This window comes from Streptococcus sp. 5004 (assembly GCF_013276755.1).
GTDB lineage: Bacteria > Bacillota > Bacilli > Lactobacillales > Streptococcaceae > Streptococcus.
In genome coordinates, this window is sequence record NZ_VMLP01000034.1 from 1 (window position 1) to 24,412 (window position 24,412).

Consider the following 24,412-nt stretch of genomic DNA (forward strand, 5'->3'; position numbering starts at 1 on the left):
CTCTTAACTTTTTTAGGATAGCATTCTCCGCTCTCAGGTACTCATTTTCTGCTTGAAGACGTTCTAATTCTGTCCTCTCTTCAGGTTTCTTTTTTGGCTTACGTCCCATTTTAGGTACTCTCCCTCTTGTTTTCTCAACAATAGTATACCCGTTTTTCCTGTATTGTGCTAGCCAATTAAGAAGTATCGTACGACTTGGGAGGCCGTATTCAAGAGAAACTCTATCTTTAGTCCAGCCTTCATGTATGACTTTATGAATCATTTCTTGTTTTAAATCAGGAGAATAGTAACGATTTTTTCCTTTTTTGACGAACTCTATTCCGTAACGATCAATCAATTTAATCATGTACCTAATATTAGAATTGTTTATCCCAAATTTATTTGAAAGCTTCTCTAAGCTATATCCTTGTTTTCTAAGTTCATAGATCTGAACTTTATCATCATAAGTTAATTTCATAATAAAATACCCCAAAAGTTAGATTTTTTCTATCTAACTTTTGGGGTGCAGTTCAAAAAAACTTGATACTATGCGTTTTGTTGTGGGGGACTTACTTCATTTTTTCCTGCAATTGAGTTTTTTCCAAGTCTCACTCAATACTTTGTATAATTGCCCTTAATCAGTTTTTGCGATAAGCTTTAATACTGTGACTATACCACTCTTGCATTTCCTTTGATGGTGGTGTCATATAATCCCCATACATCTGAGTTAAAAATTGGTCATATTTTTTTGGAACTGGTAACATACGGCCCTCAAACTCAGTTAAAATCAGTTCTTTAAAGGTATCAACTGGGAAGATTTCTTTCATTCCTTCTTTACCAATACCAACTCCTCCCTCATATTGAGGAGTGTTGGTTGTAGCATTTTTGACTAGCTGATCAATTTTCTTGTAGAAGTAACGAGGATTGACAAATCGGAGAGCGTACCAGCTACATAATCTAAGAAAATCTTTTAATTTGCTATCACCGTGAACTGCGCGTGATTTTTTGATATAAGCTAGTTGACGAAGGGCTACATACTTATAACTCTTGTCTACAATGCTCAAGTCTGTAAAGCGATCAATTGGGAAGACATCGATAAAGAGACTGGTGTCATGACGCTTGTACTTAACATGGTCTTCGATAACAGTAGAAGTATCCAAAATCGATGCGAAATTATGGAAGTACCAAGAAGAAGTGTCGTAGGAGAGAACCTTATAGCGAGGGTGATTTTCTTCTTCAATAATCTTCAGTAAACGCTCATAATCCTCACGATAAAGGGAAATATCAATATCATCATCCCAAGGAATCATACCTTTGTGGCGGATGGCTCCAAGCATGGTTCCATAACTGAGAAAATAAGGAATATCATGTTTCTTACAAGTCTCATCAATATAGTCTAGCAGGGCTAGTTGAATTTCTTTAATTTCTTTTTTTTCTAAATACTGCATCCTAATCCTCCAATTTATAAGCGTGAAATTCATGACTGTAGAAGCGTTTTTCTTCTGGTGGTAGGGTCATATAATCTCCATAAAATTGTGTCAAAATAGTATCAAATTTTTCAGGTGCTGGAAGGCTTAAATTTTCAAAGGGTAAATCAATTGTTTTATCAAAGGTACCACTTGGGAAGACTTCCTTTTCCTTAAATTTAGAAGGGATAAAAGCCATATACTGCCCATTATCACGACTATATTTTTGAATTTCTTTCTCGATTTTATTTGCGAAATAACGAGGAGAAACCGGTCGAAGGAGTAACCAGAAGGCTGTTCGTATCCAATCTTTTAAGAGGCTATCTTTATAGACAATATTTTTATGTTTACTGAAAGACAGTAGTTTGAAGCTTTCCAGTTTGTAACAAGTATCAATGACCTTAGGATCATCAAAGCAATCCATAGGGAAAATATCGATAAAGACACCAGACTCATAGGTTTTTGTATTTCGAGTATCAATAATTTTAGTTGTACTGTCGGTTATTTTGATAAAGTTATTAAAGTAGTTCTTATCAGTTTCTAAGGATAGGAGCTTATACTTACTTTTTTCCTTTTGAAAGATGTTAATAAATCGTTGGTAGTCTTCTCGAGGCATGGATAAATCAATATCGTCGTCCCAAGGGATAAAGCCTTGATGTCGAACTGCCCCAATCAGAGTACCGTAGTTAATAATATAGTTGATATTATGCTTTTTACAGAGAGTATCAATATAATCCAAAATTTCTAATTCAATTTGTTTGGCATCTTCAATGGTTAGTTGTTTCATTTTATACTCCTATGATTTTTTGAATTTATTTTTTAAGGCTAGGACATGGTTTAAAAATTCATAGAAAATGCTATCTTTGGTGAAGACAAGTAGACTAATATAAGATATGGCTGATAGCAAGACAATCAAACCAGTATTCATCAAAAATGGCAAATTAATGACCATATCCACAGGATACACGAAATTGATCAGGAAATAGATTCCTACAAAGGAAAGTGAAAAGAGAGAGTATCGAACAGTATAGCTAAAGATATGTCCTAAGTGGATGAGTTGTTTTCTATGGATGAAAATGATATAGAAAACAAGTAGAGAGGCCTCTGATAGCATAGTTGTCAGTAAATAGTATTCAGGAGCCACGATATGGTTGAAAAAGAGGAGACTATTTAAGCCCAAATTGAGTAATCCAGCAAAGACTGTGTAAACTGTGATACGTTTTTCATAACCATTTGTAAAGAGAATTTGGGAACCAAGAATGGTATCTAGTGCCAGGATAATCGTCCGAAAAGCGAAGAGAGAGGTTAAGATACCGCCTCCGATATATTTTTCACTACCGTAAAGTAGGATGGCATTTGGTCCTAAAACCATGAGACCAAAGCTCAGTGGGATGATAAAGAAGTTAAAGATTCGACTGCCTCTGTTAACAAGGGCGACATAGGCTTCCTTATCGCCTTTTCCTAGATAGTAACTGAGACGAGGCACACTCACTCCGATAGCTCCTGTTACAACACCAGCTATAACGGTCACAATTCGTTGAGCCATGGTATAGTAACTAACGTTGACATCAATCCCTGTTTTAACGAGGAAGAGACGATCCAAAAATGTGAAGAGCATATTGGCATTAGCAAAGACCAACATGGCTGTCAGAGGGAGAAAGAGCGGTTTAAAATCACTTAGGTGAATCTTAACAAGCTTAATGTCTCTTTTAATCCAAAAATAACTAATCAGATAGTTAATTAGTGTCGATAAACTCATCACAAGTGTATAGACAACAATATCGTGTTCATTTTTGACAAACAGGAAAATAGAGACCAGCATCAGGATACGGATGAAGGCAGTCTTGTAAAAGAGAAAACTGTAATTTTCCAGAGCTTCATTGACCCACTCGATTGAAAAAATCTGGGCAATGAGTTGAATCCCCATAACAAGGTAGACTTTTTTGACGATTGGATTATCAGTAAAGAAGAGAGGATAAGCTAGGATATAGACAGCAGTGGTCAAAATCGTACAAGCTATGCACAAATAAAAAAGACTGGAGAAGTTTCTATTCAGATCTTTTTTGTTATCCTTGACATTACTGATGGCCCGTAAACCGTAGTTATAGACCCCATAAGTCGCAAAGGGCAAGAAAAATGACAAAATAGTGTCGACAGAGTTGAAGTAACCATAGTCAGTTCGGTCCAAGACACGCGCGACGTAGGTACCAGTTAAGATGGGAAAAATAATATTTAAGACACGAATTCCCATATAAGATAGAGCATTTAATTTTATACTTTTCATTCAATTTACCTCGTTTTTCATTATATCATAAAGTCAGCTAATAAGAAATGAAGGGCAGTAATACTCTTCGAAAATCAAATTCAAACCACGTCAGCGTTGCCTTACCGTACTCAAGTACAGCTTACGGCTAGCTTCCTAGTTTGCTTTTTGACTTTCATTGAGTATAAGTCAAGTAATCACTTTGAAGTTTCAAAGCTTACTTTTAAGTTTTCTTTAAGAAAACTATATTATTCTGAAGAACTCTAAAATTTCACAGCCATTTATTAGCAATGACTACAGAATTCCTGGTCATTACTAGAAATGGACTAGTTTCTTTGAATAATAGAACTCCTTAATCCTTCTATTCTAGAACGGGAGGGCCGGTATTTCTTTCATGATAGGACTAGATTGTGGTATAATAGAGAGAATAAGTTTTTTTAGTAAGACAAAGGAGAAAATAGATGATTTATGCAGGAATTCTTGCTGGTGGAACTGGCACACGCATGGGAATCAGTAACTTGCCAAAACAATTTTTAGAGCTAGGTGATCGACCTATTTTGATTCATACAATTGAAAAATTTGTCTTGGAACCAAGTATTGAAAAAATTGTAGTTGGGGTTCATGGAGACTGGGTTTCTCATGCAGAAGATCTTGTAGATAAATATCTTCCTCTTCATAAGGATCGTATCATCATTACAAAGGGTGGTGCTGACCGTAATACGAGTATTGAGAAAATCATTGAAGCTATTGATGCTTATCGTCCGCTTACTCCAGAGGACATTGTTGTTACCCACGATTCTGTTCGTCCATTTATTACACTTCGCATGATTCAGGACAATATCCAACTTGCCCAAAATCATGACGCAGTGGACACAGTGGTAGAAGCGGTTGATACTATCGTTGAAAGTACCAATGGTCAATTCATTACAGATATTCCAAATCGTGCTCACCTTTATCAAGGACAAACACCTCAAACATTCCGTTGCAAGGACTTCATGGACCTTTACGGTTCTCTCTCTGCTGAAGAGAAGGAAATCTTGACAGATGCATGTAAAATCTTTGTGATCAAAGGAAAAGATGTGGCCTTGGCTAAGGGCGAATACTCAAACCTAAAAATCACAACAGTAACAGATTTGAAGATTGCAAAAAGTATGATTGAGAAAGACTAGTAAAATGATTAATCAAATTTATCAACTAACTAAGCCTAAGTTTATCAATGTCAAATATCAGGAAGAGGCTATTGACCAAGAGAATCATATCCTCATCCGCCCTAACTATATGGCTGTCTGTCATGCGGATCAGCGTTACTACCAGGGAAAACGTGACCCCAAGATTTTGAATAAAAAGCTTCCAATGGCAATGATTCACGAGTCATGTGGAACCATCATTTCTGACCCGACGGGAACCTATGAGGTTGGGCAAAAAGTTGTCATGATTCCCAATCAGCCTTCTATGCAGAGCGATGAAGAATTCTATGAGAACTACATGACAGGGACCCATTTCTTGTCTAGTGGTTTTGATGGCTTTATGAGAGAGTTTGTTTCTCTCCCTAAAGATCGTGTGGTGGCTTATGATGCTATCGAAGATACGGTTGCAGCCATTACAGAGTTTGTCAGTGTTGGCATGCATGCCATGAATCGTCTATTGACCCTTGCTCATAGCAAGCGGGACCGAATCGCCGTTATCGGAGATGGAAGTTTAGCTTTTGTAGTTGCTAATATTATAAATTATACTTTGCCAGAAGCAGAGATTGTGGTTATTGGTCGTCATTGGGAAAAGTTGGAACTTTTCTCATTTGCCAAAGAATGCTATATTACGGATAATATTCCTGAAGATTTGGCCTTTGACCATGCTTTTGAGTGTTGTGGTGGTAATGGTACTGGACCGGCTATAAATGACCTGATTCGCTACATTCGTCCTCAGGGAACGATTCTCATGATGGGCGTTAGCGAGTATAAAGTCAATCTCAATACACGCGATGCCTTAGAAAAAGGCTTGCTCTTGGTTGGTTCCTCTCGTTCTGGTCGCATTGATTTTGAAAATGCTATCCAAATGATGGAAGTCAAGAAATTTGCCAATCGTCTTAAAAATATCCTTTATTTAGAAGAACCTGTAAGAGAAATTAAAGATATTCACCGTGTCTTTGCGACCGATTTAAACACAGCCTTTAAAACCGTGTTTAAGTGGGAAGTATAAGTGCTGGAGGTTAATTGTGGAGAAAATCATTAAAGAAAAAATTTCTTCCCTACTTAGTCAAGAAGAGGAAGTCCTCAGTGTTGAACAACTGGGGGGAATGACCAATCAAAACTATTTGGCCAAAACAACAAATAAGCAATACATTGTTAAATTCTTTGGTAAAGGGACAGAAAAACTGATCAATCGTCAAGATGAAAAGTACAATCTTGAACTACTTAAAGATTTAGACCTAGATGTAAAAAATTATCTTTTTGATATTGAAGCTGGTATCAAAGTAAATGAGTATATCGAATCTGCTATTACGCTTGATTCAAGGTCAATCAAGACCAAATTTGATAAAATTGCTCCAATATTACAAACTATTCATGCTTCTGGCAAGGAATTAAGAGGAGAATTTGCTCCTTTTGAAGAAATCAAAAAATACGAATCTTTGATTGAGGAAAAAATCCCTTATGCCAACTATGAAGCGGTTCGAGAAGAAGTCTTCGCCTTAGAGAAAAGACTGGCTGACTTAGGTGTTGACAGAAAATCTTGTCATATCGATTTGGTGCCTGAAAACTTTATCGAATCACCTCAAGGACGACTTTATTTGATTGACTGGGAATATTCATCAATGAATGATCCAATGTGGGATTTGGCAGCCCTCTTTTTAGAGTCTGAATTCACTTCCCAAGAGGAAGAAGCTTTCTTATCTCACTATGAGAGTGACCAAACACCTGTCTCTCGTGAAAAGATTGCCATTCATAAAATTTTACAAGATACTATTTGGAGTCTATGGACTGTCTATAAGGAAGAGCAAGGCGCAGATTTTGGTGACTATGGTGTAAGTCGTTACCAAAGAGCTGTTAAAGGTTTGGCTTATTATGGAGGTTCAGATGAAAAGTAAAAACGGAGTTCCTTTTGGCCTTCTCTCAGGTATTTTCTGGGGTTTAGGTCTAACAATTAGTGCTTACATCTTTTCGATTTTTACAGATTTGTCACCCTTTGTGGTGGCTGCAGCTCATGATTTTTTGAGCATCTTTATCTTACTAGCTTTTCTCTTGGTAAAAGAAGGAAAAGTTCGTCTCTCAATTTTCTTAAACATTCGCAATGTGAGTGTGATCATCGGGGCCTTGCTAGCAGGCCCTATCGGTATGCAGGCCAATCTTTATGCGGTTAAGTATATCGGAAGTTCCTTGGCTTCATCTGTATCGGCTATTTACCCTGCGATTTCAGTTTTATTGGCTTTCTTCTTTTTGAAGCACAAGATTTCGAAAAATACTGTGTTTGGGATTGTCTTGATTATTGCAGGGATTATTGCTCAAACTTATAAGGTTGAACAGGTTAATTCTTTCTACATTGGGATTCTTTGTGCTTTAGTTTGTGCTATTGCATGGGGGAGTGAGAGTGTTCTTAGCTCCTTTGCCATGGAAAGTGAATTGAGTGAAATCGAAGCCCTCTTGATTCGTCAAGTGACTTCATTCTTGTCCTATCTTGTGATTGTGCTCTTCTCTCATCAGTCATTTACTGCAGTAGCCAATGGACAATTGCTAGGTCTTATGATTGTCTTTGCAGCCTTTGATATGATTTCCTACTTGGCTTATTATATCGCTATCAATCGCTTGCAACCAGCCAAGGCTACAGGCTTGAACGTGAGTTATGTAGTTTGGACTGTCTTGTTTGCAGTTGTTTTCTTGGGTGCACCGCTAGATATGCTGACAATTATTACGTCACTTGTCGTCATTGCTGGAGTTTATATTATTATTAAAGAATAAAGGAGATTCGTGTGAAAGCCATTATCTTAGCAGCGGGATTGGGAACTCGCTTGCGTCCTATGACTGAAAATACCCCTAAAGCCTTGGTTCAGGTTAATCAAAAACCTTTGATTGAATACCAAATTGAGTTTCTCAAAGAAAAAGGAATTAATGACATCATCATCATAGTTGGTTACCTTAAAGAACAATTCGATTACTTAAAAGAAAAATATGGAGTTCGCCTCGTTTTTAATGATAAATACGCTGACTACAATAACTTTTACTCTCTCTATCTTGTAAAAGAAGAATTAGCTAACAGTTATGTTATCGATGCCGATAACTATCTCTTTAAAAATATGTTCCGCAATGATTTGACACGTTCGACTTATTTTAGTGTCTATCGTGAAGATTGTACTAACGAATGGTTCTTGGTCTATGGAGATGACTACAAGGTTCAAGACATTATTGTTGATAGCAAGGCTGGTCGTATCCTTAGTGGTGTATCCTTCTGGGATGCTCCAACAGCAGCAAAAATTGTTAGCTTTATTGACAAGGCTTATGCAAGTGGCGAATTTGTTGATCTCTACTGGGACAATATGGTTAAGGATAACATCAAAGAGCTAGATGTCTATGTTGAAGAATTAGAAGGCAATAGCATCTATGAGATCGATAGTGTCCAAGACTATCATAAATTAGAAGAAATTCTTAAAAACGAAAATTAAAGATTCCAACATCTGACTAAAATTGTCGGATGTTTTTTTGATTTTTTACGAATAAATAGATGACTAGAAAAAGAAATGGAGATATTTATGAAAATCACAAACTATGAAATCTATAAGTTAAAAAAATCAGGTTTGAGCAATCAACAGATTTTGAATGTCCTAGAATATGGTGAAAATGTCGATCAAGAACTGTTGTTAGGTGATATTGCAGATATATCAGGTTGCCGTAATCCAGCCGTTTTTATGGAACGTTATTTTCAGATAGACGATGCGCATTTGGAGAAGGAGTTTCAAAAATTTCCATCTTTCTCTATTTTAGATGACTGTTATCCTTGGGATTTGAGTGAAATATACGATGCACCTGTGCTTTTATTTTACAAGGGAAATCTGGACCTCTTGAAATTTCCAAAGGTAGCAGTCGTGGGGAGTCGTGCTTGTAGCAAACAGGGAGCTAAGTCAGTTGAAAAAGTCATTCAGGGATTGGAAAATGAACTGGTTATCGTCAGTGGCTTAGCCAAGGGCATTGACACAGCAGCTCATATGGCAGTTCTTCAGAATAGCGGAAAAACCATTGCAGTGATTGGAACAGGTCTGGATGTGTTTTATCCTAAAGCCAATAAACGCTTGCAAGACTACATCGGCAATGACCATCTGGTTCTCAGTGAATATGGACCTGGCGAACAGCCTCTGAAATTTCATTTTCCTGCCCGTAATCGCATCATTGCTGGACTTTGTCGTGGTGTGATTGTAGCAGAGGCTAAGATGTGCTCAGGTAGCCTTATTACCTGTGAGCGAGCAATGGAAGAAGGGCGCGATGTCTTTGCTATACCTGGTAGCATTTTAGATGGACTATCAGACGGTTGCCATCATTTGATTCAAGAAGGGGCAAAATTAGTCACCAGCGGGCAAGATGTTCTTGCGGAATTTGAATTTTAAAAATGACCTAAGCTAGAATTCTGAGAAAAATCAATTTTTAATAGAAAATGAAGTAAATATCCCCACAATAAAACGCATTTTATCAAGTTTTTCAGCACTTGATATTATGCGTTTTTTCTAAATGAATAAGTGGAGTGGAGGACTTTTCCCATAGGAAGGAAAGCAATTTAGTGTAATTGAGAAAGGAGAGTTGCTTGTGACTAATCTTGGTCAGCTTATTATCAGGGAGCTGTATCGTCTCAAGTATTGCCAGTAAGGAAAAATAAATTCTTCAAAAGTAGAGATTACAAGGGCTTGTCTAAGAAAGAATTCAAAGACCTTGACAGATAAAAATAAAATGGTTATTATAAAAAATGGTCTGAAATTTATGATGATACTCTTAGAAAATCTTTTTACGTCAGCTCAGCTTTGTCTTGTTGTGTTTTGAGGTTGTAGATAAGACTGACGAAGTCAGTTACATATATCTACGGCAAGGTGAAGCTGACGTGGTTTGAAGAGATTTTCGAAGAGTATTAGCGACTAGTTAGCTAGGAAAGGAAGATATTTGTGACAAATAATAAACTGTATTCGTTGGTAGAATTTAGAAATAAAATATATGAAGAATTAGAACTCTCCAGAAGTGATTTAGCGATTTTGCTATGTGCCATGCTTATCGCCTCTATCGGATTAAATATGGATTCGACTCCCGTGATTATTGGAGCCATGTTAATCTCTCCTTTGATGACACCTATTCTGGGGGTGGGGCTCTCTCTAGCTATATTTGATTTTAAATTGTTAAGAAAATCTTTTAAAATATTAGCTATTCAAATTCTTGCCAGTTTAATAGCTTCAACACTTTATTTTTATCTTTCTCCCATTTCGTATGCTAGTTCGGAGATTGTTGCTAGAACCTCTCCGACTATTTGGGATGTTCTCATTGCTTTTGTAGGAGGGATAGCAGGTATTATTGGTGCTAGGAAAAAAGAGACCAATAATATTGTCCCTGGTGTCGCGATTGCAACCGCCTTGATGCCTCCTCTTTGTACGGTAGGTTATGCTATTGCTTCTGCTAATCTAAAATTTATCATAGGCTCCTCTTACCTATTCCTCATCAATTGTAGCTTTATTGTCATTGCGACTTATATAGGTGTCAGGTTGATGATGGTTAAGAAGCACTATTTTAGAGATAATGAAGAAGACTCTAAAATGCGCAGGATTTTGCTTCTAGTTGCTGTTTTGCTGATGATTCCGAGTTTCATCTCTGCAACGACTTTAGTCAGAGAAACATTGAAAAAAGAGTCCCTTAATAAATTTATATCAGAGCAGTTTCAGGGGCATAATATTTTGAAAAAAACCTATTCTAAAAAGACTCATACCCTAAAGCTAACCATCTCAGGAAATTATTTGACAGAAGAAGAACTTGATATGATTTCCAGTAAGAGGGGGGACTATGGTTTAAGTGATGTTTCTGTTCAAGTTTCACAATTGTCTGATTCAGAACAACTTAGCAAGGAAGAACTGGTAGAGTATTTCTTCCAGTATATCAAGGATAAGGAAGCAAAAGAAAAGGAAAAAGCCAAGAAATTTGATACAGAGTCTGAGGAACAATAATTTCTTGAGAATAGCTGGTTTTTCTCGCGAGTCTTCTATGTATCTCAAAGGAAGATTGTGGTCTTAAGTATAAACTTTTCTTCTATTATAGTAGCTAAGTCTTGACAGGGTTTAAAAAATGGTTTACACTTTATAAAGTTTATTACTTTGAAAAGGTGTGATACTGTGGCTACGGCAACAAAAAAGAAAAAATCAACAGTTAAAAAAAATCTAGTCATCGTGGAGTCGCCTGCTAAGGCCAAGACGATTGAAAAATATCTCGGCAGAAACTACAAGGTTTTAGCCAGTGTCGGGCATATCCGTGATTTGAAGAAATCCAGTATGTCCGTCGATATTGAAAATAATTATGAACCGCAATATATCAATATCCGAGGAAAAGGTCCTCTTATCAATGACTTGAAAAAAGAAGCCAAAAAAGCTAATAAAGTCTTTCTGGCGAGTGACCCGGACCGTGAAGGAGAAGCGATTTCTTGGCATTTGGCCCACATTCTCAACTTGGATGAAAATGATGCCAACCGTGTGGTCTTCAATGAAATCACCAAGGATGCGGTCAAAAATGCTTTTAAAGAACCTCGTAAGATCGATATGGACTTGGTTGATGCCCAACAGGCACGTCGTGTCCTGGACCGCTTGGTCGGGTATTCGATTTCGCCTATTTTGTGGAAGAAGGTCAAGAAGGGCTTGTCAGCAGGTCGTGTTCAGTCTATTGCTCTTAAACTCATCATTGACCGTGAAAATGAAATCAATTCTTTCCAGCCAGAAGAATACTGGACAATTGATGCTGTCTTTAAAAAGGGAACCAAGCAATTTCAGGCTTCCTTCTATGGGATAGATGGCAAAAAACTGAAACTGACTAGCAATGACGAGGTCAAGGAAGTTATGTCTCGTCTGACTAGTAAAGACTTTTCAGTGGATCAGGTAGATAAGAAAGAGCGCAAGCGCAATGCTCCATTACCCTATACTACTTCATCTATGCAGATGGATGCTGCCAATAAAATTAACTTCCGTACTCGAAAGACCATGATGGTTGCCCAACAGCTCTATGAAGGGATCAATATCGGTTCTGGTGTGCAAGGCTTGATTACCTATATGCGTACCGATTCGACTCGTATCAGTCCAGTGGCACAGAACGAAGCAGCAAGTTTCATTACGGACCGTTTTGGTAGCAAGTATTCTAAGCATGGTAGCAAGGTCAAAAATGCATCAGGTGCTCAGGATGCCCACGAGGCTATTCGTCCGTCTAGTGTCTTTAATACACCTGAAAGCATTGCTAAGTATCTGGATAAGGATCAGCTCAAGCTTTATACTCTTATTTGGAATCGTTTTGTAGCGAGTCAGATGACAGCTGCTGTCTTTGATACTATGGCCATTAAATTGTCTCAAAATGGAGTTCAATTTGCTGCCAATGGTAGTCAGGTTAAGTTTGATGGTTATCTTGCCATTTATAATGATTCTGATAAGAATAAGATGTTACCAGATATGGCTGTTGGAGATGTGGTTAAGCAGGTTAATAGCAAACCAGAGCAACATTTCACTCAACCGCCTGCTCGCTATTCTGAAGCGACCCTTATCAAGACCTTGGAGGAAAATGGGGTTGGACGTCCATCCACCTACGCACCAACCATTGAAACTATTCAGAAACGTTACTATGTTCGCCTTGTAGCCAAACGTTTTGAACCGACAGAGTTGGGAGAAATTGTTAACAAGCTCATCGTTGAATATTTCCCAGATATCGTAAACGTGACCTTTACAGCTGAAATGGAAGGTAAACTGGATGACGTCGAAGTCGGAAAAGAGCAGTGGCAACGTGTCATTGATGCCTTTTACAAACCATTTTCTAAAGAAGTCGCCAAGGCTGAAGAAGAAATGGAAAAAATCCAAATCAAGGATGAACCAGCTGGATTTGATTGTGAAGTGTGTGGCAGTCCAATGGTCATTAAACTTGGTCGTTTTGGGAAGTTCTACGCTTGCAGCAATTTCCCAGATTGCCGTCATACCCAAGCAATCGTGAAAGAGATTGGTGTTGAGTGTCCAAGTTGTCATCAGGGACAAATCATTGAGCGTAAAACCAAACGCAATCGCCTTTTCTATGGTTGCAATCGCTATCCAGACTGTGAATTTACTTCTTGGGACAAGCCTGTTGGTCGTGACTGTCCAAAATGTGGCAATTTCCTCATGGAGAAAAAAGTCCGTGGTGGTGGCAAGCAGATTGTTTGTAGCAAGGGTGACTACGAGGAAGAAAAGATTAAATAAGAAGAGAGTCCTGAAAGTGAATTTCAGGCTCTTTTGGTTAGAACTTGACAAAATTCATCATTTTATGCGAAACTAGAAGAAGATTATTTTAACTAGGAGAAGTTATGCGTCTTATCTATCTGATAATTGGTTTTTTATCACTAGCCTTGGCTATTGTTGGGGTTGTCTTACCCTTGTTGCCGACAACGCCTTTCCTTTTGTTGTCTATTGCTTGTTTCTCCAGAAGTTCCAAGCGCTTCGAAGATTGGCTTTATCATACCAAGCTCTATCAGAGCTATGTAGCTGATTTTCGAGAAACAAAGTCTATTGCGCGTGAACGTAAGAAAAAAATCATCGTATCCATCTACATCTTGATGGGAATTTCCATTTATTTTGCCCCTCTCTTACCAGTCAAAATCGGTCTGGGAGCCTTGACCATCTTTATCACTTATTATCTCTTCAAGGTCATTCCAGACAAAGAATAGTTAAATAGTAGTTATTTGCCTTGATAAAAATGAAAGCATATTCACAACAATATGATATAATGAATTTAAAGTAATCTTCAAGGAGAATCAAATGATTTACGAATTTTGTGCTGAAAATGTGACCTTGCTTGAAAAAGCGATGCAGGCTGGAGCTCGTCGAATTGAACTCTGTGATAATCTAGCAGTGGGAGGAACAACACCAAGCTATGGAGTGACCAAGGCAGCGGTTAAATTGGCAACTAACTACGATACGACCATCATGACTATGATTCGTCCACGTGGTGGCGACTTTGTCTACAATGACCTAGAAATTGCTATCATGCTAGAAGACATTCGGTTGACTGCTCAGGCTGGAAGTCAAGGAGTTGTATTTGGGGCTTTAACTGCTGATAAAAAGCTGGATAAAGCTAATCTTGAGAAGCTAATTGCTGCATCAAAAGGAATGGAAATTGTCTTTCATATGGCCTTTGATGAATTGAGCGAAGAAGACCAGTTAGAAGCTATTGACTGGCTCAGCCAAGCTGGTGTCACCCGTATCTTAACTCGTGCTGGAGTATCTGGTGACTCGCTAGACAAACGTTTTGCTCATTATCACAGAATTTTGGAGCACGCTAAAGGTAAGATTGAAATTTTACCAGGTGGAGGGATTGACATGGACAACCGTCAAACCTTTATCGACCAGCTGGGCGTGACACAATTACATGGAACTAAGGTTGTCTTTTAAAAAATAGAAAGGAACTGCTAGCTTTTGGTAGCAGTTTTCACTTATGTTTGAAATTTTTAAATCCTATCAATTTAATCAGGAAAAGGCTCATGCTTATGGTTTTGTAGAAAATAGTGGAGTCTGGACCTATAGTTGCCAGATTTTAGATGGTGACTTTTTCATGATTGTATCCATCACTGCTGATAATGTGAGCTTTCAAGTCTTTGATCAGGAAACAGGAGATCTCTATCCTCAAGTTCATATGGAAAGCATGAGAGGGTCTTTTGTCGGAAATGTCCGTGAGGCTTGTCTGGAGATTCTTTACCAGATTCGGAAGGCTTGTTTTGATGTGCAAGATTTTATCTGTCCTCAGACTAAGCGAATTATGACTCAAATTCAGGAAAAGTATGGTAATCAGCTGGAATATCTGTGGGAGAAATCGCCTGATACGGCAGTGTTAAGGCATGAAGGCAATCAAAAGTGGTATGCCGTCTTGATGAAAATCTCTTGGGATAAGCTGGAAAAGGGTAGAGAAGGGCAAGTGGAAGCAGTCAATCTCAAACATGACCAAGTAGCTGATTTACTTTCAAAAAAGGGCATTTATCCAGCTTTTCATATGAACAAGCATTACTGGATTAGTGTGGTGCTTGATGATACTTTGGTAGATGAAGAAGTACTGGAATTGATAGAAAGAAGTTGGAATTTAACTTCTAAAAAATGAAACATTTCAAGATTCTTTCAATAACTTTCAATTAGCAAAATATTCTCTACTGAAGAAATTTTCAGAAAATATTGGATTTTTTCTTGACAAGCGCTTTTGCCTATGCTAAAATACTAAACAAGATATCAAACGAAGGAGAAAGTCAAACATGAAAACAGCTAAGTTTAATCAATTTGCTTTGTTGTTGAGGTACTCGGGCTAGTGCAAAAAGCATTAGTCCTGTTTGGCTTACCAAGCGGGAGTAAATCAACATCTCGCTTGGAATTCCTAGCGAGATGTTTTTTTAAAACCACATTTGGAAAAGGGGAAATCTTATGAGAACAGTTGAATTTCTAGATACTAGCCTTCGGGATGGAGAGCAGACACCCGGTGTTAATTTTTCAATCAAGGAAAAAATTGCCATTGCAAGGCAGCTGGAGAAATGGGGCATTTCAGCCATTGAAGCTGGTTTCCCAGCTGCTAGTCCAGATTCATTCACAGCAGTTCAGGAGATCGCCAAAGTCTTGAAGACAACAGCGGTAACTGGTCTGGCCCGCTCTGTCAAGTCTGATATTGATGCTTGCTATGAGGCACTCAAGGACGCCAAGTATCCACAGGTTCACGTCTTTATCGCTACCAGTCCGATTCACCGAAAGTATAAGCTCAATAAGAGCAAGAAAGAGATTTTAGAGGCTATTAAGGAGCATGTTTCCTATGCCCGTTCTAAGTTTGAAATGGTCGAGTTCTCGCCTGAAGATGCGACTAGAACCGAGTTGGATTTCCTCCTGCAAGTTGTTCAAACAGCTGTAGATGCAGGTGCGACTTATATCAATATTCCTGATACGGTAGGATTTACCACGCCAGAAGAGTATGGTGCTATCTTCAAACACCTGATTGACAATGTACAAACAGACCGTCAGATTATCTATTCTCCTCACTGTCACGATGACCTCGGAATGGCAGTGGCTAATAGCCTTGCTGCTGTCAAGAATGGGGCAGGACGAGTAGAGGGAACTATTAACGGTATTGGGGAGCGAGCTGGGAATGCTGCTTTGGAAGAAATTGCAGTTGCCCTCAATATTCGCCAAAATTACTATCAAGCAGAGACAAGCATTGTCCTAAATGAGACCATCAATACGTCAGAAATGGTTTCTCGCTTCTCAGGTATCCCAGTTCCTAAAAACAAGGCCGTCGTTGGTGGTAATGCCTTCTCCCACGAGTCTGGTATTCACCAAGATGGAGTCCTTAAAAATCCTCTCACTTATGAGATCATCACACCTGAATTGGTCGGGGTTAAGAGTAATAGTCTTCCGCTTGGTAAATTGTCTGGTCGCCATGCCTTTGTTGAAAAACTAAGAGAACTGGCCCTAGATTATACAGAAGAGGACATCAAACCACTCTTCGCCAAGTTCAAGGCACTGGCCGACAAGAAACAAGAAATCACAGATGCAGATATTCGAGCTTTGGTAGCTGGAACAATGGTTGAAAACCCAGAAGGCTTCCACTTTGATGATTTACAACTGCAAACCCATGCAGATAATGACATCGAAGCGCTCGTTAGCCTAGCCAATATGGATGGTGAGAAGGTCGAATTTAATGCGACAGGTCAAGGTTCCGTTGAAGCGATCTTTAACGCTATCGACAAGTTCTTTAATCAACCTGTTCGCTTGGTGTCCTACACTATCGATGCGGTAACAGATGGAATCGATGCCCAAGCTCGGGTCTTGGTCACTGTTGAAAATAGAGATACAGAAACTATTTTTAATGCATCAGGTCTTGATTTCGATGTGTTGAAGGCTTCTGCTATTGCCTATATCAATGCTAATACTTTTGTTCAAAAAGAGAATGCAGGTGAGATGGGACGTAGCGTTTCCTATCGTGATATGCCTAGTGTGTAAAGGAGAAGGCTATGAAAAAGAAAATAGTAGCTCTAGCAGGGGACGGAATTGGCCCAGAAATCATGGAGGCTGGTTTAGAAGTTCTGGAGGCTCTAGCTGAAAAAACAGGTTTTGACTATGAGATTGACAGACGCCCCTTCGGAGGTGCAGGTATTGATGCAGCGGGCCATCCCTTACCTGATGAAACCCTCAAGGTATGTCGTGAAGCAGATGCCATTCTCTTAGCGGCTATCGGTAGTCCTCAGTATGATGGAGCAGCGATTCGCCCTGAACAAGGCTTGCTGGCTCTCCGTAAGGAACTCAATCTCTATGCCAATATACGCCCTGTAAAAATCTTTGACAGTCTTAAGCATTTGTCACCTCTTAAACCAGAACGAATTTCAGGTGTAGACTTTATCGTGGTACGGGAGTTGACAGGCGGGATTTACTTTGGAGATCATATCCTTGAAGAGCGAAAAGCGCGTGATATCAACGACTACAGCTATGAGGAAGTGGATAGAATTATTCATAAAGCCTTTGAAATTGCAAGAAGTCGGAGAAAAATCGTTACTAGCATCGATAAGCAAAATGTGTTGGCAACATCAAAACTCTGGAGAAGAGTGGCTGAGGATGTCGCACAGGATTTCCCAGATGTGACCTTGGAACACCAGCTGGTGGACTCAGCTGCCATGCTCATGATTACCAATCCTGCTAAGTTTGATGTCATCGTGACGGAGAATCTTTTTGGAGATATTCTCTCGGATGAATCAAGCGTTCTATCTGGCACACTTGGAGTTATGCCATCAGCCAGTCATTCTGAAAATGGACCAAGTCTCTATGAACCTATTCACGGTTCAGCACCTGATATTGCTGGTCAAGGCATTGCAAATCCTATCTCCATGATTTTATCAGTGGCCATGATGTTGAGAGATAGTTTTGGTCGTTATGAGGATGCAGAGCGTATTGAGCGTGCTGTTGAAGCTAGTTTAGCGGCTGGCATTTTAACAAGAGATATAGGTGGACAGGCTTCGACTAAGGAAATGACAGAAGCTATTATTGCAAGGTTATGAAGTTAGACGAAAGAATTACTCTAGTCCTTTTGATTTGGAATGTCATGGTTTTCTTGATTTATGGCATTGACAAATCTAAGGCAAGGAGAAGAGTTTGGCGCATCCCAGAGAAAATCTTACTCATTTTAGCTTTTACTTGTGGTGGTTTTGGTGCCTGGCTAGCAGGAATCATTTTTCACCACAAGACTCGAAAATGGTACTTTAAAACGGTTTGGTTTCTTGGGATGGTGACTACACTAGTAGCTTTATATGTTATTTGGAGGTAATGGATGGCAGGAAAATCGATTTTTGATAAATTATGGGACCGCCATGTCATCACAGGAGAAGAGGGGCAGCCCCAACTCATGTATGTGGACCAGCACTATATCCACGAGGTGACCAGTCCTCAGGCTTTTCAAGGATTAAGAGATGCAGGACGCAGATTGAGACGACCAGACTTGACATTTGGAACCTTTGACCACAACGTCCCGACGGTCAATATCTACGATATTCGAGATGTAATTTCTAAGGCTCAAATTGATAAACTGGCTGAAAATGTTGAGGAGTTTGGGATCGAACATGCGGCCCATGGTTCCGAAAAGCAAGGAATCGTTCATATGGTTGGACCTGAAACAGGACGGACTCAACCAGGAAAATTCATCGTCTGTGGAGACAGCCATACAGCAACCCACGGAGCTTTCGGAGCTATCGCTTTTGGGATTGGAACTAGTGAGGTCGAGCATGTCTTTGCTACCCAGACCCTCTGGCAGGTCAAACCCAAGAAAATGTTGGTAGAATTCTCTGGTGTTCCTCAAAAAGGAGTTTATTCCAAAGATTTCATTTTAGCCTTGATTGCCAAGTACGGCGTTGCTTGTGGTGTTGGTTATGTCGTGGAATATCGTGGACAAGCTATTGAGGCACTGAGCATGGAAGAGCGAATGACTATCTGCAATATGTCTATTGAGTTTGGCTCTAAGATGGGAATCATGAATCCAGATCAAACCACCTATGACTATCTAAAAGGACGAGAATGTGTTCCAGAGGACTTCGAAGAGGCTGTGGCGGATTGGAAAACTATTGTCAGTGATGATGATGCCGTTTACGATAAGGTTATCCGGATGGATGTCTCAGACTTGGCTCCTATGGTGACCTGGGGAACCAATCCTGCTATGGGGGTTGACTTCGACAGTAGCTTCCCAGAAATTAAAGATATGAATGATGAGCGCGCCTACAATTACATGAACTTGGAGCCTGGTCAAAAGCCAGCTGATATTGAACTAGGATATATCTTTATCGGTTCATGTACCAATGCTCGTCTCAGCGATTTACAGCTGGCTGCTAGATTTGTCAAAGGGAAGAAAATTGCTCCCAATCTAACAGCAATCGTGGTACCTGGCTCTCGTCCTGTCAAAAGAGCTGCTGAGAAGTTGGGCTTGGACAAGGTCTTTCTAGATGCTGGCTTTGAGTGGAGAGACCCAGGTTGCTCTATGTGCCTAGGGATGAATCCTGACAAGGTACCTGATGGCGTTCATTGCGCCTCAACCAGCAATCGCAACTTTGAAGATAGACAGGGATTTGGCGCTAAGACCCATCTCTGCAGTCCAGCCATGGCAGCTGCGGCAGCTATCGCAGGGCGTTTCGTAGATGTTCGACAGATGCCAGAGGCCCAGTAAGGAGAGGATATGGAGAAATTTACAGTTTATACGGGAACGACTGTTCCTCTTATGAATGATAACATCGACACTGACCAAATCCTTCCCAAGCAGTTTCTTAAGTTGATTGATAAAAAAGGTTTTGGTAAGTATCTCATGTATGCTTGGCGTTATCTGGATGACAAGTACACCGAGGACCCAGACTTTGTCTTTAACCGACTTGAATATCGGAAAGCCAGTATTCTCATCTCAGGAGATAACTTTGGGGCAGGGTCTTCGAGGGAGCATGCAGCTTGGGCTCTAGCGGACTATGGTTTTAAAGTCGTGATAGCAGGGTCTTTTGGGGATATTCATTACAATAATGAACTCAATAATGGCATGTTGCCTATTGTTCAGCCCAGAGAGGTTAGAGAGAAACTGGCCCAGCTACAACCGACTGATCAGGTAACTGTGGACTTAGAGCAACAAAAAATCATCTCACCAGTTGGAGAATTCACTTTCGAAATCGATAGCGAATGGAAACACAAACTCTTAAATGGTTTGGATGATATCGGTATTACTTTGCAGTATGAAGATTTGATTGATGCCTATGAAAAACAACGACCAACCTACTGGCAGGATTAGAAGAAAAATAGAAAAGGAAATAGAACTATGACAAAACACATTCAATGGAAGGGAACACTTTCACAAGAAGGCTATGACATTTTAAAAGGTGAGGGCGGATGTATCGTTTGCCCTACCAAAGTTGGTTACATCATCATGACTAGTGACAAGGCAGGACTTGAGCGTAAGTTCGCAGCCAAAGAACGTAACCGTAACAAACCAGGTGTTGTTCTCTGTGGTAGCATGGATGAGCTTCGCGCTTTAGCACAACTCAACCCAGAAATTGAAACCTTTTACCAAAGACATTGGGATGAAGATATTCTTCTTGGTTGTATCCTTCCTTGGAAACCAGAAGCTTTTGAAAAACTCAAAGCATACGGTGATGGCCGTGAAGAACTGATGACTGACGTGCGTGGTACTAGCTGTTTCGTTATCAAATTTGGGAAAGCTGGTGAACAATTGGCTGCCAAACTTTGGGAAGAGGGCAAGATGGTCTACGCCTCATCAGCAAACCCATCTGGAAAAGGAAACCGAGGTAAGGTAGAAGGTATCGGAGAACGCATCGAAGGGGCAGTGGACCTTGTTATCGAGGCAGATGACTACGTGGCATCCATCCAATCTGACAAAACGATTGAAACTCGCTACGAGCAAGGCGTGATGGTCTCTATGGTCGATAAGGACGGAAAACTCATCCCAGAACAAGGAGGAGCACGTTCAACTTCACCAGCTCCAGTTGTGATCCGCAAAGGACTTGACATTGATAAAATCATGATGCACCTGTCAGATACCTTTAACTCATGGGACTACCGTCAGGGAGAGTATTATTAGGATAGAGGAGAAATGGAGAGAAAATAATCTCTCCTCTTTCTTTTGTTTTTAATGCAAGTAAAATCCGAACAATATAATTTAAATTATAAAATTATTTGACAAAAAATGTACTTTGATTTATAATAAATTAAGGAAACGTCGGAAAAGACGTAGAGATGCGCAAGCATAGGTAGGTTATTACAAAAGAAACGAGACATCGATATGTTAAATGAATTTCCAATTTTTGATTACGAAGATATTCAATTGATTCCAAATAAATGCGTCATTAAAAGCCGTGCAGAAGCGGATACAAGTGTCACTCTAGGAAATCACACCTTTAAACTACCTGTTGTGCCAGCTAATATGCAGACGATTTTGGATGAAAATGTAGCAGAGCAACTAGCTAAAGGGGGTTACTTCTATATTATGCATCGTTTTGATGAGGCAGGACGTATTCCTTTTATTAAGCGCATGCATGAACAAGGGCTTATTGCTTCTATATCTGTTGGTGTTAAGGACTATGAGTATGATTTCGTTAGCCAGCTCAAGGCTGATGCTCCGGAATACATCACGATTGATATCGCTCATGGTCATGCAGATAGTGTGATTTCTATGATTCAACATATCAAGAAAGAATTGCCAGATACTTTTGTCATTGCTGGAAATGTGGGAACACCAGAAGCTGTGCGTGAATTGGAGAATGCTGGTGCGGATGCTACTAAGGTCGGAATCGGTCCTGGTAAGGTTTGTATCACCAAGGTCAAGACTGGTTTTGGTACAGGTGGTTGGCAGTTGGCTGCTCTACGCTGGTGTGCCAAGGCTGCGCGTAAACCGATTATCGCTGATGGTGGGATTCGTACTCATGGCGATATTGCCAAGTCTATCCGCTTCGGTGCCAGCATGGTCATGATTGGATCCCTCTTTGCAGGACATATTGAAAGTCCAGGGAACACGATTGAAGTTGATGGCGAACAGTTCAAAGAGTACTATGGTTCAGCTTCACAATATCAAAAAGGTGCTTATAAAAACGTCGAAGGAAAACGCATCTTGCTTCCAGCCAAAGGTCATCTGCAAGACACTTTAACTGAGATGGAACAAGACCTTCAAAGTGCGATTTCCTATGCAGGTGGACGTCAGGTTGCTGACCTTAAACACGTTGATTATGTTATCGTGAAAAACTCTATCTGGAATGGGGATGCTTCCCACTAAGACGGGCTATCCGGCTAGAAAAAAACTTGTTATTAGAGCAAATTTCTGTTATAATAAAACAAGTTTCCACCCTTAGTGTAATGGATATCACGTAAGATTCCGGTTCTTGAGATGGGGGTTCGATTCCCTCAGGGTGGATGTAAATAGCTCAGGAGTCTGAGTACAAATAGAACAAATCATAAAACACATCATATCATGTCTAGTAAGACCTTGATACGATGTGTTTTATTTTTTTATAATGCACAGATTTTCTAAATTCTTAACAATTCGATAAATGATTTAACAGCCCTCTTTCTGATAGTAGAAGTTAGTGGAAGTAATATACAGAAGAGATAAAATATTTTGTGCGTCAAAGTTGTCTAATTATGAACAAAATGATATACTAAAATCAACAATTTAGATTTCTTTCTCAATAAGTTACTAGGTTGATATATATATATATATATGGAGGCTTGATATTTTGTCAAATAAAAAGGAAATTTTTTCCATTCGTAAATTAAAAAATGGTCGTTCAGACTCAGTAAAAATAGGTACTCTCGGACTCATTATGGGTGCTGCTATCGCTTTGTCTGTCAACACTCAGTCTGTAGAAGCTGCTATTATCGATAACAAAGATGGAACTACTACTATATCAAATAGCAAGGGTTCTATCACAGTAGATACAGCACATGTGAAAATTGAGAGTGATGATGATGATTCAAAAGATTTTGATCCTAATCCAAAACCGAATGAAACAGGTACAGATAAAATTACTAAAACAGGTAAGGTAGACTACAAATATGTATCAACTGATGGAACTGTTTTAGAAGAAGATCAAAATCAAGATGCAGGCTTTGAAAAACAAATTTCTGTAGATTATGAAGTATACGGAAAATATGGAAAAGTCTTCAAATCATTAACAGGTAACGAAATTACCGATACTGATTTAACCAAGGCAAAAGAGCACGGTGCCGTAGGAAAAGATACTATTGTAAAAAACAATACTACCTATCATAAGATTGGGGATCCAGCTGTAGAAATTACAGGTGATGGAGGAGGGGTATACTCTGACTCTACTCTTGGAAATGTGACTGCAAAACTAACTTCTGAAGGTCTTGTTCAAAATGATGGGAAAATTAACCACAGTGGGGTTAAACCAGGAGGTCGTAGCTGGATTGTCGAAGAAACTGGCAAGGGGACTTATGGCAAATATGTATTAGCCGATACACCAGCCACTACATCTGATAAATGGCTAGAAGATACATTCAAGGCAGGAGAAGCTACGGCTAAAGAATATACTTCTGACAATATCGCTAAAGATGGTGGTGTCAAGGAAGGAGATTATGTCTTCGTATTAGAAAAAAATACCTTTGTAACCGCTAGTCATAGTAGTGTGAATTTTACATATATCTTCAACTTACCTACCCCAAATAATAATATATCTAGTTTGCATGAGCTTTATGAGGCAATTAATGTTTACAAAGACAATCCCGATCGTCTCAGTCATGAGAAAAGTAGAGAATTTTTAAAAGGCTATTTAGCCTATATCCAAGCAAAAGGTTTGGAAAATACAGAAGGGAATTTGAAAAGATACCTTGCCTTTTCATATGTCCAGCAATCTGGAATTGAAGGCATAGATGAAGAAATCAAAAAAGGAGGGACCTTAGACTCAGAAAATAGACCGGCTACTGATGTAGCATTCGATGCCGATAAAAATATCCGTCTTACGGATGGATATGCCGAAGACAATGTACTCTACTTCGATAATATGGTCGTTGAAGGCGTTGCTCGTGAGACGTATAACTATCGTACAGCCTATACACCGCTGCGTGCTTATCGTTTAGGTAGTGGTCATACTACGATCACCTATACTTATAGTCCTGAAAAAACGAGTAGAGTCGAAAAGAAAGGCTCGGTTACTGTTCATTATCAAACAGAAGACGGGACAACTCTTAAAGATTCATATAAGGATACTGTTGATGCGGTAGTAGAAGTTGAAACAAAAACTTACTATCTTGATGCGAATAATCAAGAAGTAGTTGTTAATACAAGCAAAAATACAGAAAACGTTACATATAATACTAAAGAAAATGATACTGAAAAGCCTCAAAAATTGGAAGCAAATGGTTCTGTTTACTATTTAGACGAGACTAAAACAAAAACTACAGTAAATGGTGTTCCCAAAACTTCACCAGCAGAAGAAGGTTCTGTTGTAGAAGGAACTACAGAAG

At 39.3% G+C, this 24,412-nt stretch carries 22 protein-coding genes, 1 tRNA gene and 1 pseudogene; 20 read left to right on the forward strand and 4 right to left on the reverse strand.

Annotation, left to right across the window (positions count from 1 at the left end):
- The 4 genes from HT685_RS09525 to tacF form a co-directional block, all read right to left on the reverse strand.
- Positions 1–457 (reverse strand): transposase (locus tag HT685_RS09525; protein ID WP_173226936.1); only part of this gene is annotated, 457 nt, incomplete at its 3' end.
- A 160-nt stretch (positions 458–617) separates the two neighbouring features.
- On the reverse strand, positions 618–1,427 hold the full coding sequence (locus tag HT685_RS09530; RefSeq protein WP_138700105.1) for a phosphorylcholine transferase LicD: 810 nt from the start codon (positions 1,425–1,427) through the stop codon (positions 618–620).
- A 1-nt stretch (position 1,428) separates the two neighbouring features.
- Positions 1,429–2,232: a phosphorylcholine transferase LicD gene (locus tag HT685_RS09535; protein ID WP_173251826.1), complete on the reverse strand. Its 804-nt coding sequence runs from the start codon at positions 2,230–2,232 to the stop codon at positions 1,429–1,431.
- 9 nt (positions 2,233–2,241) lie between these two features.
- Complete coding sequence (gene tacF, locus HT685_RS09540; protein WP_173251824.1) at positions 2,242–3,729, reverse strand: type IV teichoic acid flippase TacF; 1,488 nt, start codon at positions 3,727–3,729, stop codon at positions 2,242–2,244.
- A gap of 440 nt (positions 3,730–4,169) precedes the next feature.
- Between tacF and HT685_RS09545 the strand changes: the two genes are divergently transcribed.
- The 20 genes and pseudogenes from HT685_RS09545 to HT685_RS09640 form a co-directional block, all read left to right on the forward strand.
- Entirely contained in the window at positions 4,170–4,877 is a 708-nt protein-coding gene (locus tag HT685_RS09545) for a 2-C-methyl-D-erythritol 4-phosphate cytidylyltransferase (RefSeq protein WP_000638489.1), read from the forward strand.
- Positions 4,878–4,881: 4 nt separating this feature from the next.
- A complete protein-coding gene (locus HT685_RS09550; RefSeq protein ID WP_000609870.1) occupies positions 4,882–5,904 on the forward strand; it encodes a ribitol-5-phosphate dehydrogenase in 1,023 nt (340 codons plus the stop codon).
- Positions 5,905–5,920: 16 nt separating this feature from the next.
- Positions 5,921–6,790: a choline kinase LicA gene (licA, locus tag HT685_RS09555; RefSeq protein WP_173251822.1), complete on the forward strand. Its 870-nt coding sequence runs from the start codon at positions 5,921–5,923 to the stop codon at positions 6,788–6,790.
- The gene (locus tag HT685_RS09560; RefSeq protein WP_173251820.1) at positions 6,780–7,658 is read left to right on the forward strand and encodes a DMT family transporter; all 879 of its coding nucleotides are present in this window, start codon (positions 6,780–6,782) and stop codon (positions 7,656–7,658) included. Before licA ends, HT685_RS09560 begins: the two co-directional genes overlap by 11 nt.
- A gap of 11 nt (positions 7,659–7,669) precedes the next feature.
- A complete protein-coding gene (locus HT685_RS09565) occupies positions 7,670–8,359 on the forward strand; it encodes a sugar phosphate nucleotidyltransferase (RefSeq protein WP_173251818.1) in 690 nt (229 codons plus the stop codon).
- Positions 8,360–8,446: 87 nt separating this feature from the next.
- On the forward strand, positions 8,447–9,295 hold the full coding sequence (gene dprA / locus HT685_RS09570) for a DNA-processing protein DprA (RefSeq protein WP_173251816.1): 849 nt from the start codon (positions 8,447–8,449) through the stop codon (positions 9,293–9,295).
- Positions 9,296–9,841: 546 nt separating this feature from the next.
- Positions 9,842–10,885, forward strand: a complete 1,044-nt coding sequence (locus HT685_RS09575) for a TIGR00341 family protein (protein WP_173217788.1) — start codon at positions 9,842–9,844, stop codon at positions 10,883–10,885.
- A gap of 165 nt (positions 10,886–11,050) precedes the next feature.
- On the forward strand, positions 11,051–13,138 hold the full coding sequence (gene topA / locus HT685_RS09580) for a type I DNA topoisomerase (protein ID WP_173251814.1): 2,088 nt from the start codon (positions 11,051–11,053) through the stop codon (positions 13,136–13,138).
- A gap of 104 nt (positions 13,139–13,242) precedes the next feature.
- Entirely contained in the window at positions 13,243–13,602 is a 360-nt protein-coding gene (locus HT685_RS09585; protein WP_119919762.1) for a YbaN family protein, read from the forward strand.
- Positions 13,603–13,693: 91 nt separating this feature from the next.
- Entirely contained in the window at positions 13,694–14,326 is a 633-nt protein-coding gene (locus tag HT685_RS09590; protein WP_173251811.1) for a copper homeostasis protein CutC, read from the forward strand.
- A gap of 43 nt (positions 14,327–14,369) precedes the next feature.
- Complete coding sequence (locus HT685_RS09595) at positions 14,370–15,026, forward strand: MmcQ/YjbR family DNA-binding protein (protein ID WP_173251809.1); 657 nt, start codon at positions 14,370–14,372, stop codon at positions 15,024–15,026.
- Positions 15,027–15,340: 314 nt separating this feature from the next.
- Positions 15,341–16,903, forward strand: coding sequence for a 2-isopropylmalate synthase (locus HT685_RS09600; protein ID WP_173251807.1), 1,563 nt, complete (start codon positions 15,341–15,343; stop codon positions 16,901–16,903).
- Between the two features lie 11 nt (positions 16,904–16,914).
- On the forward strand, positions 16,915–17,952 hold the full coding sequence (gene leuB, locus HT685_RS09605) for a 3-isopropylmalate dehydrogenase (protein ID WP_173251805.1): 1,038 nt from the start codon (positions 16,915–16,917) through the stop codon (positions 17,950–17,952).
- Positions 17,949–18,218 carry a DUF1294 domain-containing protein gene (locus HT685_RS09610; RefSeq protein ID WP_173279061.1) on the forward strand — a complete coding sequence of 90 codons (270 nt, stop codon included), beginning with the start codon at positions 17,949–17,951 and terminating at the stop codon, positions 18,216–18,218. Before leuB ends, HT685_RS09610 begins: the two co-directional genes overlap by 4 nt.
- Before the next feature lie 3 nt (positions 18,219–18,221).
- Positions 18,222–19,604, forward strand: coding sequence for a 3-isopropylmalate dehydratase large subunit (leuC, locus tag HT685_RS09615; protein ID WP_173251799.1), 1,383 nt, complete (start codon positions 18,222–18,224; stop codon positions 19,602–19,604).
- A 9-nt stretch (positions 19,605–19,613) separates the two neighbouring features.
- Positions 19,614–20,207, forward strand: a complete 594-nt coding sequence (leuD, locus tag HT685_RS09620) for a 3-isopropylmalate dehydratase small subunit (RefSeq protein WP_173251797.1) — start codon at positions 19,614–19,616, stop codon at positions 20,205–20,207.
- 27 nt (positions 20,208–20,234) lie between these two features.
- Positions 20,235–21,014, forward strand: coding sequence for a Sua5/YciO/YrdC/YwlC family protein (locus HT685_RS09625; protein WP_173279062.1), 780 nt, complete (start codon positions 20,235–20,237; stop codon positions 21,012–21,014).
- 201 nt (positions 21,015–21,215) lie between these two features.
- Positions 21,216–22,202, forward strand: a complete 987-nt coding sequence (locus tag HT685_RS09630; protein ID WP_020901437.1) for a GMP reductase — start codon at positions 21,216–21,218, stop codon at positions 22,200–22,202.
- 66 nt (positions 22,203–22,268) lie between these two features.
- Positions 22,269–22,340, forward strand: a tRNA-Arg gene (locus HT685_RS09635).
- Positions 22,341–22,662: 322 nt separating this feature from the next.
- A pseudogene (locus HT685_RS09640) lies at positions 22,663–24,412 on the forward strand (hypothetical protein); the annotation flags it as partial.

What these genes read in the sequence shown, in the direction of transcription:
- HT685_RS09530 (WP_138700105.1), bottom strand. Translation starts at nt 1,427, where the DNA reads ATGCAGTATTTAGAAAAAAAAGAAATTAAAGAAATTCAACTAGCCCTG.
- HT685_RS09535 (WP_173251826.1), bottom strand. Translation starts at nt 2,232, where the DNA reads ATGAAACAACTAACCATTGAAGATGCCAAACAAATTGAATTAGAAATT.
- tacF (WP_173251824.1), bottom strand. Translation starts at nt 3,729, where the DNA reads ATGAAAAGTATAAAATTAAATGCTCTATCTTATATGGGAATTCGTGTC.
- HT685_RS09545 (WP_000638489.1), top strand. Translation starts at nt 4,170, where the DNA reads ATGATTTATGCAGGAATTCTTGCTGGTGGAACTGGCACACGCATGGGA.
- HT685_RS09550 (WP_000609870.1), top strand. Translation starts at nt 4,882, where the DNA reads ATGATTAATCAAATTTATCAACTAACTAAGCCTAAGTTTATCAATGTC.
- HT685_RS09560 (WP_173251820.1), top strand. Translation starts at nt 6,780, where the DNA reads ATGAAAAGTAAAAACGGAGTTCCTTTTGGCCTTCTCTCAGGTATTTTC.
- dprA (WP_173251816.1), top strand. Translation starts at nt 8,447, where the DNA reads ATGAAAATCACAAACTATGAAATCTATAAGTTAAAAAAATCAGGTTTG.
- HT685_RS09585 (WP_119919762.1), top strand. Translation starts at nt 13,243, where the DNA reads ATGCGTCTTATCTATCTGATAATTGGTTTTTTATCACTAGCCTTGGCT.
- HT685_RS09590 (WP_173251811.1), top strand. Translation starts at nt 13,694, where the DNA reads ATGATTTACGAATTTTGTGCTGAAAATGTGACCTTGCTTGAAAAAGCG.
- HT685_RS09595 (WP_173251809.1), top strand. Translation starts at nt 14,370, where the DNA reads ATGTTTGAAATTTTTAAATCCTATCAATTTAATCAGGAAAAGGCTCAT.
- HT685_RS09600 (WP_173251807.1), top strand. Translation starts at nt 15,341, where the DNA reads ATGAGAACAGTTGAATTTCTAGATACTAGCCTTCGGGATGGAGAGCAG.
- leuB (WP_173251805.1), top strand. Translation starts at nt 16,915, where the DNA reads ATGAAAAAGAAAATAGTAGCTCTAGCAGGGGACGGAATTGGCCCAGAA.
- HT685_RS09610 (WP_173279061.1), top strand. Translation starts at nt 17,949, where the DNA reads ATGAAGTTAGACGAAAGAATTACTCTAGTCCTTTTGATTTGGAATGTC.
- leuC (WP_173251799.1), top strand. Translation starts at nt 18,222, where the DNA reads ATGGCAGGAAAATCGATTTTTGATAAATTATGGGACCGCCATGTCATC.
- leuD (WP_173251797.1), top strand. Translation starts at nt 19,614, where the DNA reads ATGGAGAAATTTACAGTTTATACGGGAACGACTGTTCCTCTTATGAAT.
- HT685_RS09625 (WP_173279062.1), top strand. Translation starts at nt 20,235, where the DNA reads ATGACAAAACACATTCAATGGAAGGGAACACTTTCACAAGAAGGCTAT.
- HT685_RS09630 (WP_020901437.1), top strand. Translation starts at nt 21,216, where the DNA reads ATGTTAAATGAATTTCCAATTTTTGATTACGAAGATATTCAATTGATT.